13 protein-coding genes are annotated in these 14,527 nt (G+C 71.0%); 12 read left to right on the top strand and 1 reads right to left on the bottom strand.

Features of this window, described 5'->3' with window-relative positions; all coding sequences use genetic code 11:
• The first annotated feature begins 14 nt into the window (after positions 1-14).
• The 3 genes from dprA (at position 15) to QUY26_RS10290 (ending at position 3,248) form a co-directional block, all read left to right on the top strand.
• Positions 15-1,262, top strand: a complete 1,248-nt coding sequence (gene dprA, locus QUY26_RS10300) for a DNA-processing protein DprA (RefSeq protein WP_289955637.1) — start codon at positions 15-17, stop codon at positions 1,260-1,262.
• A 300-nt stretch (positions 1,263-1,562) separates the two neighbouring features.
• Complete coding sequence (gene whiG / locus QUY26_RS10295; protein ID WP_030361989.1) at positions 1,563-2,402, top strand: RNA polymerase sigma factor WhiG; 840 nt, start codon at positions 1,563-1,565, stop codon at positions 2,400-2,402.
• Positions 2,403-2,690: 288 nt separating this feature from the next.
• A complete protein-coding gene (locus QUY26_RS10290; protein WP_289955636.1) occupies positions 2,691-3,248 on the top strand; it encodes a TetR/AcrR family transcriptional regulator in 558 nt (185 codons plus the stop codon).
• Positions 3,249-3,535: 287 nt separating this feature from the next.
• Here QUY26_RS10290 and QUY26_RS10285 read toward each other — a convergent pair whose 3' ends face one another.
• Positions 3,536-4,168 (bottom strand): M23 family metallopeptidase, encoded by a 633-nt coding sequence (locus QUY26_RS10285; RefSeq protein ID WP_289945254.1) that lies wholly within the window; start codon positions 4,166-4,168, stop codon positions 3,536-3,538.
• Between the two features lie 268 nt (positions 4,169-4,436).
• On the opposite strand from QUY26_RS10285, the gene rpsB reads away from it, so the two are divergent.
• The 9 genes from rpsB to QUY26_RS10240 all read left to right on the top strand — a co-directional run bounded on the left by rpsB (position 4,437) and on the right by QUY26_RS10240 (position 14,480).
• Complete coding sequence (gene rpsB, locus QUY26_RS10280) at positions 4,437-5,330, top strand: 30S ribosomal protein S2 (RefSeq protein WP_289945252.1); 894 nt, start codon at positions 4,437-4,439, stop codon at positions 5,328-5,330.
• Between the two features lie 153 nt (positions 5,331-5,483).
• Positions 5,484-6,320, top strand: coding sequence for a translation elongation factor Ts (gene tsf, locus QUY26_RS10275; protein WP_289945250.1), 837 nt, complete (start codon positions 5,484-5,486; stop codon positions 6,318-6,320).
• Between the two features lie 228 nt (positions 6,321-6,548).
• Positions 6,549-7,307, top strand: coding sequence for a UMP kinase (gene pyrH / locus QUY26_RS10270; RefSeq protein ID WP_289945248.1), 759 nt, complete (start codon positions 6,549-6,551; stop codon positions 7,305-7,307).
• Positions 7,308-7,452: 145 nt separating this feature from the next.
• Positions 7,453-8,010, top strand: coding sequence for a ribosome recycling factor (frr, locus tag QUY26_RS10265; protein ID WP_289945246.1), 558 nt, complete (start codon positions 7,453-7,455; stop codon positions 8,008-8,010).
• 56 nt (positions 8,011-8,066) lie between these two features.
• Complete coding sequence (locus tag QUY26_RS10260) at positions 8,067-9,203, top strand: phosphatidate cytidylyltransferase (protein WP_289945244.1); 1,137 nt, start codon at positions 8,067-8,069, stop codon at positions 9,201-9,203.
• A 105-nt stretch (positions 9,204-9,308) separates the two neighbouring features.
• Complete coding sequence (gene rlmN / locus QUY26_RS10255) at positions 9,309-10,415, top strand: 23S rRNA (adenine(2503)-C(2))-methyltransferase RlmN (RefSeq protein WP_289945243.1); 1,107 nt, start codon at positions 9,309-9,311, stop codon at positions 10,413-10,415.
• 206 nt (positions 10,416-10,621) lie between these two features.
• Positions 10,622-11,728, top strand: coding sequence for a thiamine ABC transporter substrate-binding protein (locus QUY26_RS10250; RefSeq protein WP_289945242.1), 1,107 nt, complete (start codon positions 10,622-10,624; stop codon positions 11,726-11,728).
• Positions 11,704-13,413, top strand: a complete 1,710-nt coding sequence (locus QUY26_RS10245; RefSeq protein WP_436840299.1) for an ABC transporter permease — start codon at positions 11,704-11,706, stop codon at positions 13,411-13,413. Before QUY26_RS10250 ends, QUY26_RS10245 begins: the two co-directional genes overlap by 25 nt.
• Positions 13,413-14,480: an ABC transporter ATP-binding protein gene (locus QUY26_RS10240; protein ID WP_289945240.1), complete on the top strand. Its 1,068-nt coding sequence runs from the start codon at positions 13,413-13,415 to the stop codon at positions 14,478-14,480. Before QUY26_RS10245 ends, QUY26_RS10240 begins: the two co-directional genes overlap by 1 nt.
• The last annotated feature ends 47 nt before the right edge of the window (positions 14,481-14,527 follow it).

Raw genomic sequence — 14,527 nt, 5'->3', positions numbered from 1 at the left:
CCGATGACGAGCGGCTGGCCCGCGTCGCACTGACCCGGGTGCTGGAGCCCGGGGACGCCGTGGGTGGGCGGTGGTTGCGGGAGTGGGGGGCTGTCGGGGTGCTGCGGTGCCTGGTCGATGGGGCCGTTGGAGCAGACGGGGTCGCGGGGAGCCATGCCGAGCGCGAGGGCATCGGCGGAGCTGGGAGCGATGGGCGCGATGGGCGCGGAGGGGCCCGCACAGGCATGGCGGGTGCGGGGCGGGAGGCGAGGCTGCCCGGGGTCAGTGCCGAGCGGTGGGAGGGGCTGCGGGCCCGGGCCCGGCGGGTGCGGGCGGAGCGGGACCTGGAGACGGCCGCCGCGGCCGGGGCGCGGTTCGTGATGCCGGGGGACGCGGAGTGGCCCGCTCAGTTGGACGACCTGGGGGACGCGCGGCCGGTCGGGCTGTGGGTGCGGGGGCGGCCGTCCTTGCGGATCTGGGCGCTGCGGTCGGTGGCGGTCGTGGGGGCGCGCGCCTGCACGGAGTACGGGGCGCACGTGGCGGCAGGTCTCGGCGCGGGGCTGGCCGAGCGCGGGTGGGTTGTGGTGTCCGGTGGTGCGTACGGCGTGGACGGCGCCGCGCACCGGGGGGCTCTGGGCGCGGGCGGCGCCACCGTGGCGGTCCTCGCCTGCGGGGTCGACCGGCCCTACCCCCGGGGGCACGCACAGTTGATCGGGCGGATCGCGGAACAGGGGCTCGTGGTGGGGGAGTTGCCGCCCGGCGACCATCCGACGCCGAGCAGATTCATCCTCAGGAACAGGGTGATCGCGGCACTCACCCGGGGCACGGTCGTCGTGGAGGCGGCCTACCGCAGCGGCGCGCTGGCCACGGCACGCTGCGCGCGGGACCTCGGGAGGCACACCATGGGGGTGCCGGGCCCCGTCACCAGCGGCCTCTCGGCGGGGGTGCACGATTTCCTGCGCGGGGACGCGGTGCTGGTGGGGGACGCCGCCGAAGTCGTGGAGCAGGTCGGGGACATGGGCGACCTCGCGCCCCGGCGGCGCGGTCCCGTGGTGCCGCGCGATCTGCTCGCCCCCGGGGCGGCCCGGGTCCTCGCCGCGCTGCCGGCGCGGGGGAGCGCCGGGGTCCGGGAGGTCGCGCGAGAAGCGGGCACCAGTGCGGACGACGCGGTCGTCCGGCTGTACGAACTTCGCTCGCTCGGGTTCGTCGAACGACACGGCGACGGCTGGCAGTTGACACGCCAGGCGGTTCTGTCGGTCTTTCCGGAAGGGGGCGGGGTGTGACGGTGCGTGTTGCGCCGGACGGATGAACCCTCGACGACCTTGGGAAATCAAGCAGTTGGTGGGTTCGTCCGGTCACGGAGCGCGACGGGCGTGATCCCTGGGGGAGTCAAGCGGAACGTATCTGCGTACGTGCGATCCCATACTCTTCGCTCACTGCGACACTTCAGTCACGCTACGCTCACGACGAATCCGGTGCAGGCAGGCAATCAGACGGACAACCTCATTCACTTCACGCAAAACCGCAACGGCACAAATTTCGGCAACCTTTCCAGTTCACGGCAGAACGGCTCAAGGCGACGCATGCCCCAGCACACGTCAGGGTCCGACCGGGCGGCAGTCCCCCCAGCCGCCCGAAGCGGCGAGCGGGAGCGGCCACCCGCTCCCACGTCGCTGGACGAGCTGTGGCGGTCGTACAAGACGACGGGTGACGGGCGGCTGCGTGAGCAGCTGATCCTGCACTACTCGCCGCTCGTGAAGTACGTCGCGGGCCGCGTGAGCGTCGGTCTGCCGCCCAACGTCGAGCAGGCGGACTTCGTGTCGTCGGGGGTCTTCGGGCTCATCGACGCGATCGAGAAGTTCGACATCGACCGGTCGATCAAGTTCGAGACGTACGCGATCACGCGGATCCGGGGCGCGATGATCGACGAGCTGCGGGCGCTCGACTGGATCCCCCGGTCGGTGCGGCAGAAGGCGCGCAACGTGGAGCGGGCCTACGCCACGCTGGAGGCGCGGCTGCGGCGCACCCCGTCCGAGGGCGAGGTCGCCGCCGAGATGGGCATCCAGGTGGAGGAACTGCACGCGGTCTTCAGCCAGTTGTCGCTGGCCAACGTCGTCGCCCTGGAGGAGCTGCTGCACGTCGGCGGCGAGGGTGACCGGCTGAGCCTGATGGACACGCTGGAGGACACCGCCGCCGACAACCCCGTCGAGGTCGCCGAGGACCGCGAGCTGCGACGGCTCCTCGCGCGGGCGATCAACACGCTGCCCGAGCGGGAGAAGACCGTCGTGACGCTGTACTACTACGAAGGGCTCACGCTCGCCGAGATCGGCAACGTGCTCGGCGTGACGGAGAGCAGGGTCAGCCAGATCCACACGAAGTCGGTGCTCCAGCTGCGGGCGAAGCTGGCCAGTTTTGGTCGGTGAGGGCGGCGGTGAGGGCGCTGAATCGTCCCTGCCCGCGCCTGTCTGCGCGTGCGCGTGCCTGCCCGTGCATGCCCGCGCCTGTCTGGGTCCCGCCTGCGGCCCCGCCTGTGCCCTGCCCACGCCCTGCCCGCGCCTGCCTGAGCCCTGCCGGTGCCCGGCCTGCGCGCTGCCCGTGCCCTGCCCGCGCACCCGCGCCGTCGCTGCCAGGAGGAATGGCTGCCTGGCGGGCTCCCGTGGCGGGCGTCGCGTCCGTAAAGTGGAGGCGTGCCAAGGATTCGAGCGGCCTCTGTGGCCGAGCACCGGTCGATGCAGCGAGGCGCCCTGCTGGACGCCGCGCGATCCCTGCTGTCCGAAGGCGGTACGGAGGCGCTGACGTTCCCGGCGCTCGCCGAGCGCACGGGCCTCGCGCGCTCGTCCGTCTACGAGTACTTCCGCTCGCGCGCCGCCGTCGTCGAAGAGCTCTGCGAGGTCGACTTCCCCGTCTGGGCGGCGGAGGTCTCGGCGGCCATGGAGGCGGCCGACTCGCCCGAGGCGCAGGTCGAGGCCTATGTGCGGCGCCAGCTCGCGCTGGTCGGGGACCGGAGGCACCGGGCCGTGGTGGCGATCTCGGCGAGTGAGCTGGACGCCGGGGCGCGGGAGAAGATCCGGGCCGCGCACGGAGGGCTCGTCGCCATGATCGTGGAGGCACTCGCGGCGCTGGGGCACGCGGAGCCCAGGATGGCCGCGATGCTCCTTCAGGGGATCGTGGATGCCGCGGTGCGGCGGATCGAGCTCGGTGTGGCCGAGGAGCCCGCTGCCATTACTGAGGCGGCTGTGGCCATGGCCTTGCGGGGCGTGCGCGGCTGAGGTGTCTGGCCGGGGGCCCGGGGCTGGGGCTGGGGCTGGGGCAGGGGGCCTTCGGTGGGCGTGGACGTTCAGCGCACCCGGCACCATGGGCTGTGCCCACCCTCCGGCTGTGCCCACCCTCCCCCAAGCTTTCGGCTTAGCTTGAGCAGAGGGGGCGCCCCCACCACCCTGCGGCATGATGCCCACAGCGGTGACCGCAGCGGCGGCGTTCGGCGGTGCGACTGCCCAGTGCCGGAAACAGCGCCGGAAACAGCGCCGGAATCCGGCTGTGCGACTGGCCGCGGTTGCTACGCCGCCAGGGGGAGCAGGCGGGACGGGGCCCGGCCCAGGAGCCAGGGCGGGAGCAGGCTCAAGGGGTTCAGGTAGGTGTCCTCCCTCAGTAGGCCCCAGTGGACGCAGGCCGTCGGGCAGTGGAAGCGGGCGGCGGGTTCGACCGTGCCCAGGATCTCGCCCGGGGTGACCCTCGTGCCCTTCCGCACCGTGGCCCGCACCGGCTCGTAGGTCGTGCGCAGGGGCGGGGCGCCCGTGCCCGACAGTTCCACGGAGACCACCCCGCGGCCGCCCACCCGGCCCGCGAAGGACACCCGCCCCGGGGCCACCGCGCGGACCGCGGAGCCCGGCGCCGCGGCCAGGTCCACCCCCCGGTGCCCCGGCCCGTACTCCGACGCCGGCGGTTCCCACCCCCGTACCACCAACGGACGCACCCCCACCGGCCAGTCGCGGCCCACGACCGGAACTCGCTCCCGGCCCGCCCCCGGCGGCGGCTCGGGACCCGAGGCCAGGGCCCCGGCCCACCGCTCCGGCGACCCCGCCCCCGCCCCCGCCGCCCCCACGGACGAGCAGGCAAGGACCAGGAGCGCCGTCACCCACACCGCCGCACTCGTCACGCCCCGCAGTCGGGGCAGTCGTTCACACGTCATACGAGAACGGTCCCGTCCCGGGCCGATCCGCAGGGATCATGGCCGGGAACTGTGGACTACCAGCCGGTTGTGGACAGCGGCGTCACCCGCGGCCTCGCGGGTCCCGTACACTTCATGTGGCGATCCGGGTCACCGGGTCGACTTCGCACGCCCCGACATCAGGCTCTCGCAGCCGACGGTGTCAGCGCCTTTCGGTCCCGTACGCGAGTACGTGGCACGGCGCGCGCCGGGCGTCAGGACACAACCGAGAACACCAAGGAGTACGGCCATGGCCGTCGTCACGATGCGGGAGCTGCTGGAAAGCGGCGTCCACTTCGGTCACCAGACCCGCCGTTGGAACCCGAAGATGAAGCGCTTCATCTTCACGGAGCGCAACGGCATCTACATCATCGACCTTCTCCAGTCGCTGTCGTACATCGACCGCGCCTACGAGTTCGTCAAGGAGACCGTCGCCCACGGCGGCACGGTCATGTTCGTCGGCACGAAGAAGCAGGCGCAGGAGGCCATCGCCGAGCAGGCCACCCGCGTCGGCATGCCCTACGTCAACCAGCGCTGGCTGGGCGGCATGCTCACCAACTTCTCGACCGTCTACAAGCGTCTGCAGCGCCTCAAGGAGCTCGAGCAGATCGACTTCGAGGACGTCGCCGCGTCGGGTCTCACCAAGAAGGAGCTTCTCGTGCTCTCGCGCGAGAAGGCCAAGCTGGAGAAGACCCTCGGTGGTATCCGCGAGATGCAGAAGGTGCCCAGCGCCGTCTGGATCGTGGACACCAAGAAGGAGCACATCGCGGTCGGTGAGGCCCGGAAGCTCAACATCCCGGTCGTCGCCATCCTCGACACCAACTGCGACCCCGACGAGGTCGACTACAAGATCCCGGGCAACGACGACGCGATCCGCTCCGTCACCCTGCTCACCCGCGTGATCGCCGACGCCGTCGCCGAGGGCCTCATCGCCCGTTCCGGCGTCGCCACCGGTGACTCGAAGCCGGGCGAGAAGGCCCAGGGCGAGCCGCTGGCCGAGTGGGAGCGCGACCTGCTCGAGGGCGAGAAGAAGGCCGACGACGCCGAGGCCCCCAAGGCCGACGAGGCGCCGAAGGCTGACGCCGCGGAGGCCGTCGAGGCCCCGAAGGCCGACGAGAAGCCGGCCGAGGCCGAGCAGGCCTGACTTCGGCGCCGGCCGCTCGACCGCGCGGCCACACCGGCCGCGAGCAGCGGTGGCTGCTGAGCATCGGCTGCTGACGGCGGGGGTCCGTGCGACGAGCGCGGCCCCCGCCGTTCACCCGTAGATCTTCGACTTCGAGAAAGACTTCCGAGAATCATGGCGAACTACACCGCCGCTGACGTCAAGAAGCTCCGTGAGCTCACGGGCGCCGGCATGATGGACTGCAAGAAGGCGCTCGACGAGGCCGACGGCAACGTCGACAAGGCCGTCGAGGCCCTGCGCATCAAGGGCCAGAAGGGCGTCGCCAAGCGCGAGGGCCGCTCCGCCGAGAACGGCGCCGTGGTCTCCCTCATCGCTGACGACAACTCCACCGGCGTCATCGTCGAGCTCAAGTGCGAGACGGACTTCGTCGCCAAGGGCGAGAAGTTCCAGGCCGTGGCGAACAACCTCGCCGCCCACGTCGCCAAGACCTCCCCGGCCGACATCGAGGCGCTGCTCGCGTCCGAGATCGAGCCCGGCAAGACGGTCCAGGCGTACGTCGACGAGGCCAACGCCAACCTCGGCGAGAAGATCGTCCTGGACCGCTTCGCGCAGTTCAGCGACGGCTTCGTCTTCGCGTACATGCACCGCACCATGCCCGACCTGCCCCCGCAGATCGGTGTCCTGGTCGAGCTGGACAAGGCCGACGCCGAGACCGCCAAGGGCGTCGCCCAGCACATCGCCGCCTTCGCGCCGAAGTACCTCTCCCGTGAGGACGTCCCGGCCGAGGTCGTCGAGGCCGAGCGTCGCGTCGCCGAGGAGACCACCCGCGCCGAGGGCAAGCCGGAGGCCGCGCTCCCGAAGATCGTCGAGGGTCGCGTCAACGGCTTCTTCAAGGAGGCCACCCTCCTGGGGCAGCCCTACGCCCTCGACAACAAGAAGTCGGTCGAGAAGGTCCTGGCCGAGGCCGGTGTCACCCTGAAGCGCTTCTCGCGCATCAAGGTCGGCATCTGAGTCCGAACCACGATCGGCGGCGGACCCCGCTAGGGTCTACCGCGGTCGCCCGCGTGCGCGGCGGCGTACGCGACGGGAGTGACGCCGTACGCGAAGGCATCGGGAGCAACCGGCCTTCGCACGCGACGGACGACCGCAAGATCTGACGAGGAGGCCATTGCCGCAGATGGGATGTACACCACCCCACCGGCAATGGCCTCTTCGTATGTGCACCACAAGGAGAACTCCATGACCAAGGCCGACACCAAGAGTGACGACGGCAAAGTAGCCGGGCGCTTCCTGCTGAAGCTGTCCGGCGAGGCGTTCGCCGGAGGCGGCGGACTCGGCGTCGACCCCGATGTGGTGCACAAGATCGCCCGTGAGATCGCGGCCGTCGTACGGGACGGCGCGCAGATCGCCGTCGTCATCGGCGGCGGCAACTTCTTCCGCGGCGCCGAACTCCAGCAGCGCGGCATGGACCGGGCCCGCTCCGACTACATGGGCATGCTCGGCACGGTCATGAACTGCCTGGCCCTCCAGGACTTCCTGGAGAAGGAAGGCATCGACTGCCGCGTGCAGACCGCGATCACCATGGGGCAGGTCGCCGAGCCGTACATCCCGCTGCGCGCCGTGCGCCACCTGGAGAAGGGCCGCGTCGTCATCTTCGGCGCGGGCATGGGCATGCCGTACTTCTCCACCGACACCACGGCCGCCCAGCGGGCGCTGGAGATCGACGCCGAAGCCCTGCTCATGGGCAAGAACGGTGTCGACGGTGTCTACGACTCCGACCCCAAGACCAACCCCGACGCGGTGAAGTTCGACGCCCTCGGGTACGGCGAGGTCATCACCCGTGACCTGAAGGTCGCCGACGCCACGGCGGTCACGCTGTGCCGGGACAACAAGCTGCCCATCCTCGTCTTCGAACTGCTCGCCGAGGGCAATATCGCGCGGGCCGTCAAGGGTGAGAAGATCGGCACCCTCGTGGGCGACCAGGACTCCCGGACCTGAGCCACGTCCGTCCCCCGACGGGATGGACGACCCCCTCGAGGGGATGGACAAAGCCCTGCCGGTCGGACACCGTGCAGGAAAGAGACGCGACGCAGCCGGCCGATCCTTGGAAGCCGGGCCTACTCAAGACACGCAGGAGCAAGTGGTGATCGAAGAGACCCTCCTCGAGGCCGAGGAGAAGATGGAGAAGGCCGTCGTGGTCGCCAAGGAGGACTTCGCCGCGATCCGTACGGGCCGTGCCCACCCGGCGATGTTCAACAAGATCGTGGCCGACTACTACGGCGCGCTGACGCCGATCAACCAGCTGGCCTCGTTCTCGGTGCCCGAGCCGCGCATGGCCGTGGTGACCCCGTTCGACAAGACCGCCCTGCGCAACATCGAGCAGGCGATCCGCGACTCGGACCTCGGCGTCAACCCGAGCAACGACGGAAACATCATCCGAGTGACGTTCCCCGAGCTCACCGAGGAGCGCCGCCGCGACTACATCAAGGTCGCCAAGGGCAAGGCCGAGGACTCGAAGGTGTCGATCCGCTCCGTGCGCCGCAAGGCCAAGGACACCTTCGACAAGGCCATCAAGGACGGCGACATCGGCGAGGACGAGGGCCGTCGCGCCGAGAAGGAACTCGACGACCTCACCTCGAAGTACGTCGCTCAGGTGGACGAGCTTCTCAAGCACAAGGAATCCGAGCTGCTCGAGGTCTGATCGAGTCCGACTCGACGTCCGATCCAGGTCTGAGGAATCTGAGGAATTCGAAGTCCGTGAACGACACTTCCTGGGGGGCGCCGTCCAGAGCCGGGTACTGGGGGGCGCCCGACCAGGGACCGGTCCAGGGTGCTGCCCCGGCGGGTCCCGCATACGATGCGCAGGATGCACTGACTCCTTCGGAGACTCAGCCCATGCCCATCGTTCCCGACGTAGCCGCGAGCGGCGGACACCAGGACGACGACCGGGGGGCTGCTCAGCCGAGCGGCCCCCTGTTCCGTGACGGGATGCCGCCCGCGCCCTCAGCGCACCCCGCGCAGAAGCCGCAGGAGCCCATGACCGGCGCAGCACAGCCCGCCCCCGCCCCGCCGAAGAAGAAGAGCGCGGGCCGTGACCTCGGGGCGGCCATAGGTGTCGGCGTGGGCCTCGGCGTGGTCATCGTCGCCTCTCTGTTCATCGTCAAGGCCGTCTTCGTCGGCGTCATAGCGGTCGCCGTGGTGGTCGGCCTCTGGGAGCTGACCTCACGCCTCGAAGAGCGCAAGGGCATCAAGGCGCCGCTCGTACCGCTCGCGGTGGGCGGCGCCGCGATGGTTGTCGCCGGGTACGTCCGCGGGGCCGAGGGCGCCTGGGTGGCGATGGCGCTGACGGCCCTCGCGGTACTCGTCTGGCGTATGACCGAGCCGCCCGAGGGCTATCTGAAGGACGTCACGGCCGGTGTGTTCGCGGCCTTCTACGTCCCGTTCCTCGCGACGTTCGTCGCGCTGATGCTGACCGCGGACGACGGCCCGCAGCGGGTGCTGACGTTCCTGGTGCTCACGGTGGTCAGCGACACCGGGGCGTACGCGATCGGCTGGCGCTTCGGCAAGCACAAGCTCGCTCCGCGCATCAGTCCCGGCAAGACCCGCGAGGGCCTGCTCGGCGCGGTGACCTTCGCGATGGGGGCGGGCGCGCTGTGCATGCACTTCCTGATCGACGACGGGACCTGGTGGCAGGGCCTGGTGATCGGCCTGGCGGTGGCGGCGAGCGCGACGCTCGGCGACCTCGGCGAGTCGATGATCAAGCGGGACCTCGGCATCAAGGACATGGGCACACTGCTGCCGGGCCACGGCGGCATCATGGACCGCCTCGACTCGCTGCTGCCGACGGCTCCGGTGGTGTGGCTGCTCCTTGTGGCGTTCGTCGGCTCCGGCTGATCGGCGTCGCTCTTCGACACCGGCTGACCTGCGGTTTCGTACGAGGGGGTCCGTTATCCACAGGGTGCGGGCCCCTCTTCGTATCTCTGGGACAATGGACAGACCATGCCTAAGCCCGGAGAACTCACTTTCGTCGCCCCCCGTGGAGCCAAGAAGCCGCCGCGGCACCTCGCCGACCTCACGCCCGCCGAGCGGAAGGAAGCCGTCGCCGCGACCGGCGAGAAGCCGTTCCGCGCCAAGCAGCTCTCGCAGCACTACTTCGCCCGGTACGCCCACGACCCCGAGCAGTGGACGGACATCCCGGCCGGTGCGCGCGGCAAGCTTCAGGAGGCGCTGCTTCCGGAGCTGATGTCGGTGGTGCGGCACATCAGCTGCGACGACGACACCACCCGCAAGACGCTGTGGCGGCTCTTCGACGGCACGCTGGTCGAGTCGGTGCTCATGCGCTACCCCGACCGGGTCACCATGTGCATCAGCTCCCAGGCGGGCTGCGGCATGAACTGCCCGTTCTGCGCCACGGGCCAGGCCGGCCTCGACCGGAACCTGTCGACCGCCGAGATCGTGCACCAGATCGTCGACGGCATGCGCGCCCTCAGGGACGGGGAGATCCCGGGAGGCCCGGCCCGCCTCTCCAACATCGTCTTCATGGGCATGGGCGAGCCGCTGGCGAACTACAACCGCGTGACCGGCGCCATCCGCCGCCTCACCGACCCCGAGCCGGACGGCGTGGGCCTCTCGCAGCGCGGCATCACGGTGTCCACGGTCGGCCTGGTGCCCGCCATCCACCGGTTCGCGGACGAGGGCTTCAAGTGCCGCCTCGCCATCTCGCTGCACGCGCCCGACGACGAGCTGCGCGACACCCTGGTCCCGGTGAACACGCGCTGGAAGGTGCGTGAGGTCCTGGACGCGGGCTGGGAGTACGCGGCCAAGTCCGGCCGCCGCCTCTCCATCGAGTACGCGCTGATCCGGGACATCAACGACCAGGCGTGGCGAGGCGACCGGCTCGGCCGGCTGCTCCGGGGCAAGCCGGTGCACGTGAACCTGATCCCGCTGAACCCCACGCCCGGCTCGAAGTGGACGGCGTCGCGGCCCGAGGACGAGAAGGCCTTCGTGGAGGCCATCGCCGCCCACGGCGTGCCGGTCACCGTCCGTGACACCCGTGGCCAGGAGATCGACGGGGCGTGCGGGCAGCTCGCCGCGGCCGAGAGGTAGTCTTGCGGGCGTAACCACATCTGCATATTCCGACAGGGGAGCGCCACAGCGCTGAGAGTGCGGTATCGGCCGCAGACCCTCTGAACCTCGCCCAGGTCATTCTGGGTAGGAAGTTCGGTCGCTACTCAAGCTGTTGCGCCCTGCCCGGGACGCCGATCCGTCGGTCCCGGGCGGGGCCGCGTCTCTTCCTGGTCAACTCCAGGAGGATGTTTTTCGTGAGCACCACCAAGAAGACCGCGGTGCACAGGGCCTCGGTCACGGCGGTCGCCGTGGGCCTCGGGCTCGTCGCGGTCACCGCGTGCAGCTCGGACAGCGGTTCCAAGGCCTCGGACTCCAAGTCCGTGACCCTCGTGACACACGACTCCTTCAACGTCTCCAAGAGCGTCCTGAAGGACTTCGAGAAGACCTCCGGCTACAAGGTGCGCGTCCTTGAGGACGGCGACGCCGGGCAGGCCGTGAACAAGGCGATCCTGTCCAAGGGCAACCCGCAGGGCGACGTCTTCTTCGGCGTCGACAACACCCTGCTCTCCCGGGCCCTCGACAACGACGTCTTCGAGCCGTACGAGGCCAAGGGCGCCGACCAGGTCCTGCCGCAGTACCGCCTCGCCGGGGGCGAGAAGGGCGTCACGCCCATCGACTCCGGCGACATCTGCGTGAACTACGACAAGAAGTACTTCGCCGACAAGAAGCTCGCGCCGCCGAAGACGCTCGACGACCTGATCAAGCCCCAGTACAAGAACCTCCTCGTCACCGAGAACGCCTCGACCTCCTCGCCCGGCCTCGGCTTCGTCCTCGGCACCGCCGCGAAGTACGGCGACGACGGCTGGGAGTCGTACTGGAAGAAGCTGAAGGCCAACGGCGTCAAGGTCGTCGACGGCTGGGAGCAGGCCTACAACGAGGAGTTCTCCGGCTCGGCCGGCGGCAAGAAGGCCAAGGGCGACCGGCCGCTCGTCGTGTCGTACGCCTCGTCGCCACCCGTCGAGGTCCTCTACGCCAAGCCGCAGCCCAAGGAGGCCCCGACCGGGGTCGCCACCGGCACCTGCTTCCGCCAGGTCGAGTACGCGGGCCTGTTGAAGGGCGCGACGAACGAGAAGGGCGGCAAGGCGCTCCTCGACTTCATGATCGGCAAGAAGTTCCAGGACGACATGCCGCTCCAGATGTTCGTGAACCCGGTGGTGAAGGCCGCGCAGACGCCCGAGCTGTTCCGGAAGTTCGGCGTGACCGTCGACAAGCCGCAGACCATGGCCCCCAAGAAGATCGCCGACAACCGTGAGCAGTGGGTCAAGTCGTGGACCTCGCTCGTTCTGAAGTAGCCGAGTCCCGCTCCGGGAAGGCCTCTCGGAGCCTTCCCGGGCGGTGGCGCGGGAGCGCGGCTCGGCTCGGCCTCATGGCCCTGCCCGTCGCGTTCTTCGGCGTCTTCTTCGCCTACCCCGTCGCCGCGATCGTCGCGCGCGGCCTGAAGCCGGACGGGAGCTGGCGGTTCGGGCGGATCACCGAGGTCCTCGGGCAGTCCGACATCCAGCAGGTGCTGTGGTTCACCACCTGGCAGGCGCTCGCGTCGACCGGGCTCACGCTCCTCATCGCGCTCCCCGGCGCGTACGTCTTCGCGCGCTTCGACTTCCCCGGCAAGCAGCTGCTCCGGGCCGTCGTCACCGTGCCGTTCGTGCTGCCGACGGTCGTCGTCGGCACGGCCTTCCTCGCGCTGATCGGGCGCGGCGGCCTCTTCGACGAGTTGTGGGGCGTGCGTCTGGACACGACGGTGTGGGCGATCCTGCTCGCGCACGTCTTCTTCAACTACGCCGTCGTCGTCCGCACCGTCGGCGGGCTCTGGGCGCAGCTCGACCCGCGCCAGGAGGAGGCCGCGCGGATGCTCGGCGCGTCCCGCGCGCGTGCCTGGCGGACGGTGACGCTGCCCGCGCTCGCACCCGCAGTGGCGGCGGCCGCGCTGATGGTCTTCCTGTTCACGTTCACGTCGTTCGGTGTCGTCCAGATCCTCGGCGGGCCCGCGTACTCGACCCTCGAAGTCGAGATCTACCGGCAGACGGCGCAGCTCCTGGACCTGCCGACCGCCGCCGTCCTCACGCTCGTGCAGTTCGCGGCGGTCGGCGCGGTCCTCGCCGTGCACGCCTGGACGGTGCGCCGGCGCGAGAGCGCGCTGAAGCTGGTGGACGCCTCGGCGACGGTACGGCGGCCGCGCGGCGCCGGGCAGTGGACCCTCCTCGGCTTCGTGCTCGTGACCGTCGCGCTGCTGATCCTGCTGCCGCTCGGCGTCCTGGTGCAGCGGTCGTTCGACGGACCCGACGGCTTCGGATTCCTGTACTACGAGACGCTGCGGTCGGCCGACGGCGGGGCGTTCCTCGTCCCGGCCATCGACGCCGTCGGGAACTCGCTGCGGTACGCCGTCGTCGCCACGGCCATCGCGGTCGTCATCGGCGGGCTCGCGGCCGCCGCGCTGACCCGGCGTGCGGGCCGGTTCGTGCGCGGGTTCGACGCGCTCCTGATGCTGCCGCTCGGCGTGTCCGCGGTCACCGTCGGCTTCGGCTTCCTGATCACGCTGGACGAGCCGCCCCTCGATCTGCGGGCGTCCTGGTTCCTGGTGCCGCTGGCCCAGGCCCTGGTGGGCGTGCCGTTCGTCGTCCGCACCATGCTGCCCGTCCTGCGCGCGGTCGACGGACGGCTGCGCGAGGCCGCGGCCGTGCTCGGGGCCTCTCCGCTGCGGGCCTGGCGGGAGGTCGACTTCCCGCTGGTGCGGCGGGCGCTGCTCATCGCGGCGGGCTTCGCCTTCGCGGTGTCGCTCGGCGAGTTCGGCGCGACGGTCTTCATCGCCCGGCCGGACAACCCCACGCTGCCGGTCGCGGTGGCGCGGCTGCTCGGGCGTGCCGGAGACCTCAACTACGGGCAGGCGATGGCCCTGTCGACGATTCTGATGGCGGTGTGCGCGGTGTCGCTGCTGCTCCTTGAGCGGTTGCGCACCGAACGTACGACGGGAGAGTTCTGATGACGGCCACGCAGGCGAAGCCCGGCGCGACCGGTGCCGCCGCCGGGGCGCTGCTGCGCCTCGACGACGTGACGGTACGGTTCGGGGCCCGCGCCGCCCTGGACGGCGTCGGCCTCGGCGTCGCCGAGCAGGAGATCGTGTGCGTGCTCGGGCCGAGCGGCAGCGGCAAGTCGACGCTCCTGCGGGTCGTGGCCGGGCTCCAGGGCCTGGACGCGGGCCGGGTCCTGCTCGGCGGGCGCGACCAGGCCGGAGTGCCCGCGCACAAGCGGGGCGTCGGCCTGATGTTCCAGGACCACCAGCTCTTCCCGCAGCGGGACGTGGCCGGGAACGTCGCCTTCGGGCTGCGCATGCACGGGACCCCGCGCGCCGAACAGGCCCTGCGGGTCGCCGAGTTGCTCGACCTGGTCGGGCTGCCGGGCGCCCAGAAGCGGGCCGTGTCCGCGCTCTCGGGCGGTGAGCAGCAGCGCGTCGCGCTCGCCCGCGCGCTCGCGCCCCGGCCCCGCCTGCTGATGCTCGACGAACCCCTGGGCCAGCTCGACCGCTCGCTGCGCGAACGCCTCGTCGTCGAACTGCGCGAGCTCTTCGACGAGTTGGGCACCACCGTGCTGGCCGTCACGCACGACCAGGGCGAGGCGTTCGCGCTCGCCGACCGGGTCGTGGTGATGCGGGACGGGCGGATCGCCCAGTCCGGCACGCCCCTTGAGGTGTGGCGCAACCCCGCCGACGAGTTCGTGGCGCGCTTCCTCGGCTTCGACAACGTGGTCGACGCGACCGTCACCGGCGAGGCCGCGGACACGGCGTGGGGGAAGATCCCGGTGCCCGCCGGGACCCGGCAGGGCGCCTGCCGGCTCCTCGTACGACCCGCCGGGGTGCGGCTCGTGGAGGCGCGGGAGGGGCTCGCGTGCGTGGTCGCGGCGCGTACGTTCCGGGGCACGCATGTCGCCGTCCAGCTCGAGCCCCCGGGCGGGCCGAGGCTCGAAGCGGCGTGCGCGCTGCGGGACGCGCCCGCCGTGGGCGGGACGGTGGGGGTCGCCTTCGACTCCGGTGACGTGGTGGTCCTCGGCTGAGGGGCGGCCGGGCGCGGGGGCGCCGGGGCGGGTGCGCCGGGCGGGCC

This window comes from Streptomyces flavofungini (assembly GCF_030388665.1).
Lineage (GTDB): Bacteria > Actinomycetota > Actinomycetes > Streptomycetales > Streptomycetaceae > Streptomyces > Streptomyces flavofungini_A.
The sequence above is the reverse complement of the archived record's forward strand: the minus strand, read 5'-3'. Positions and strand labels throughout refer to the sequence as shown.

Excerpts from the sequence above, each read along its gene's own strand:
- whiG (WP_030361989.1), top strand. The coding sequence starts at position 1,563 with ATGCCCCAGCACACGTCAGGGTCCGACCGGGCGGCAGTCCCCCCAGCC.
- QUY26_RS10285 (WP_289945254.1), bottom strand. The coding sequence starts at position 4,168 with ATGACGTGTGAACGACTGCCCCGACTGCGGGGCGTGACGAGTGCGGCG.
- rpsB (WP_289945252.1), top strand. The coding sequence starts at position 4,437 with ATGGCCGTCGTCACGATGCGGGAGCTGCTGGAAAGCGGCGTCCACTTC.
- tsf (WP_289945250.1), top strand. The coding sequence starts at position 5,484 with ATGGCGAACTACACCGCCGCTGACGTCAAGAAGCTCCGTGAGCTCACG.
- pyrH (WP_289945248.1), top strand. The coding sequence starts at position 6,549 with ATGACCAAGGCCGACACCAAGAGTGACGACGGCAAAGTAGCCGGGCGC.
- rlmN (WP_289945243.1), top strand. The coding sequence starts at position 9,309 with ATGCCTAAGCCCGGAGAACTCACTTTCGTCGCCCCCCGTGGAGCCAAG.
- QUY26_RS10250 (WP_289945242.1), top strand. The coding sequence starts at position 10,622 with ATGTTTTTCGTGAGCACCACCAAGAAGACCGCGGTGCACAGGGCCTCG.
- QUY26_RS10240 (WP_289945240.1), top strand. The coding sequence starts at position 13,413 with ATGACGGCCACGCAGGCGAAGCCCGGCGCGACCGGTGCCGCCGCCGGG.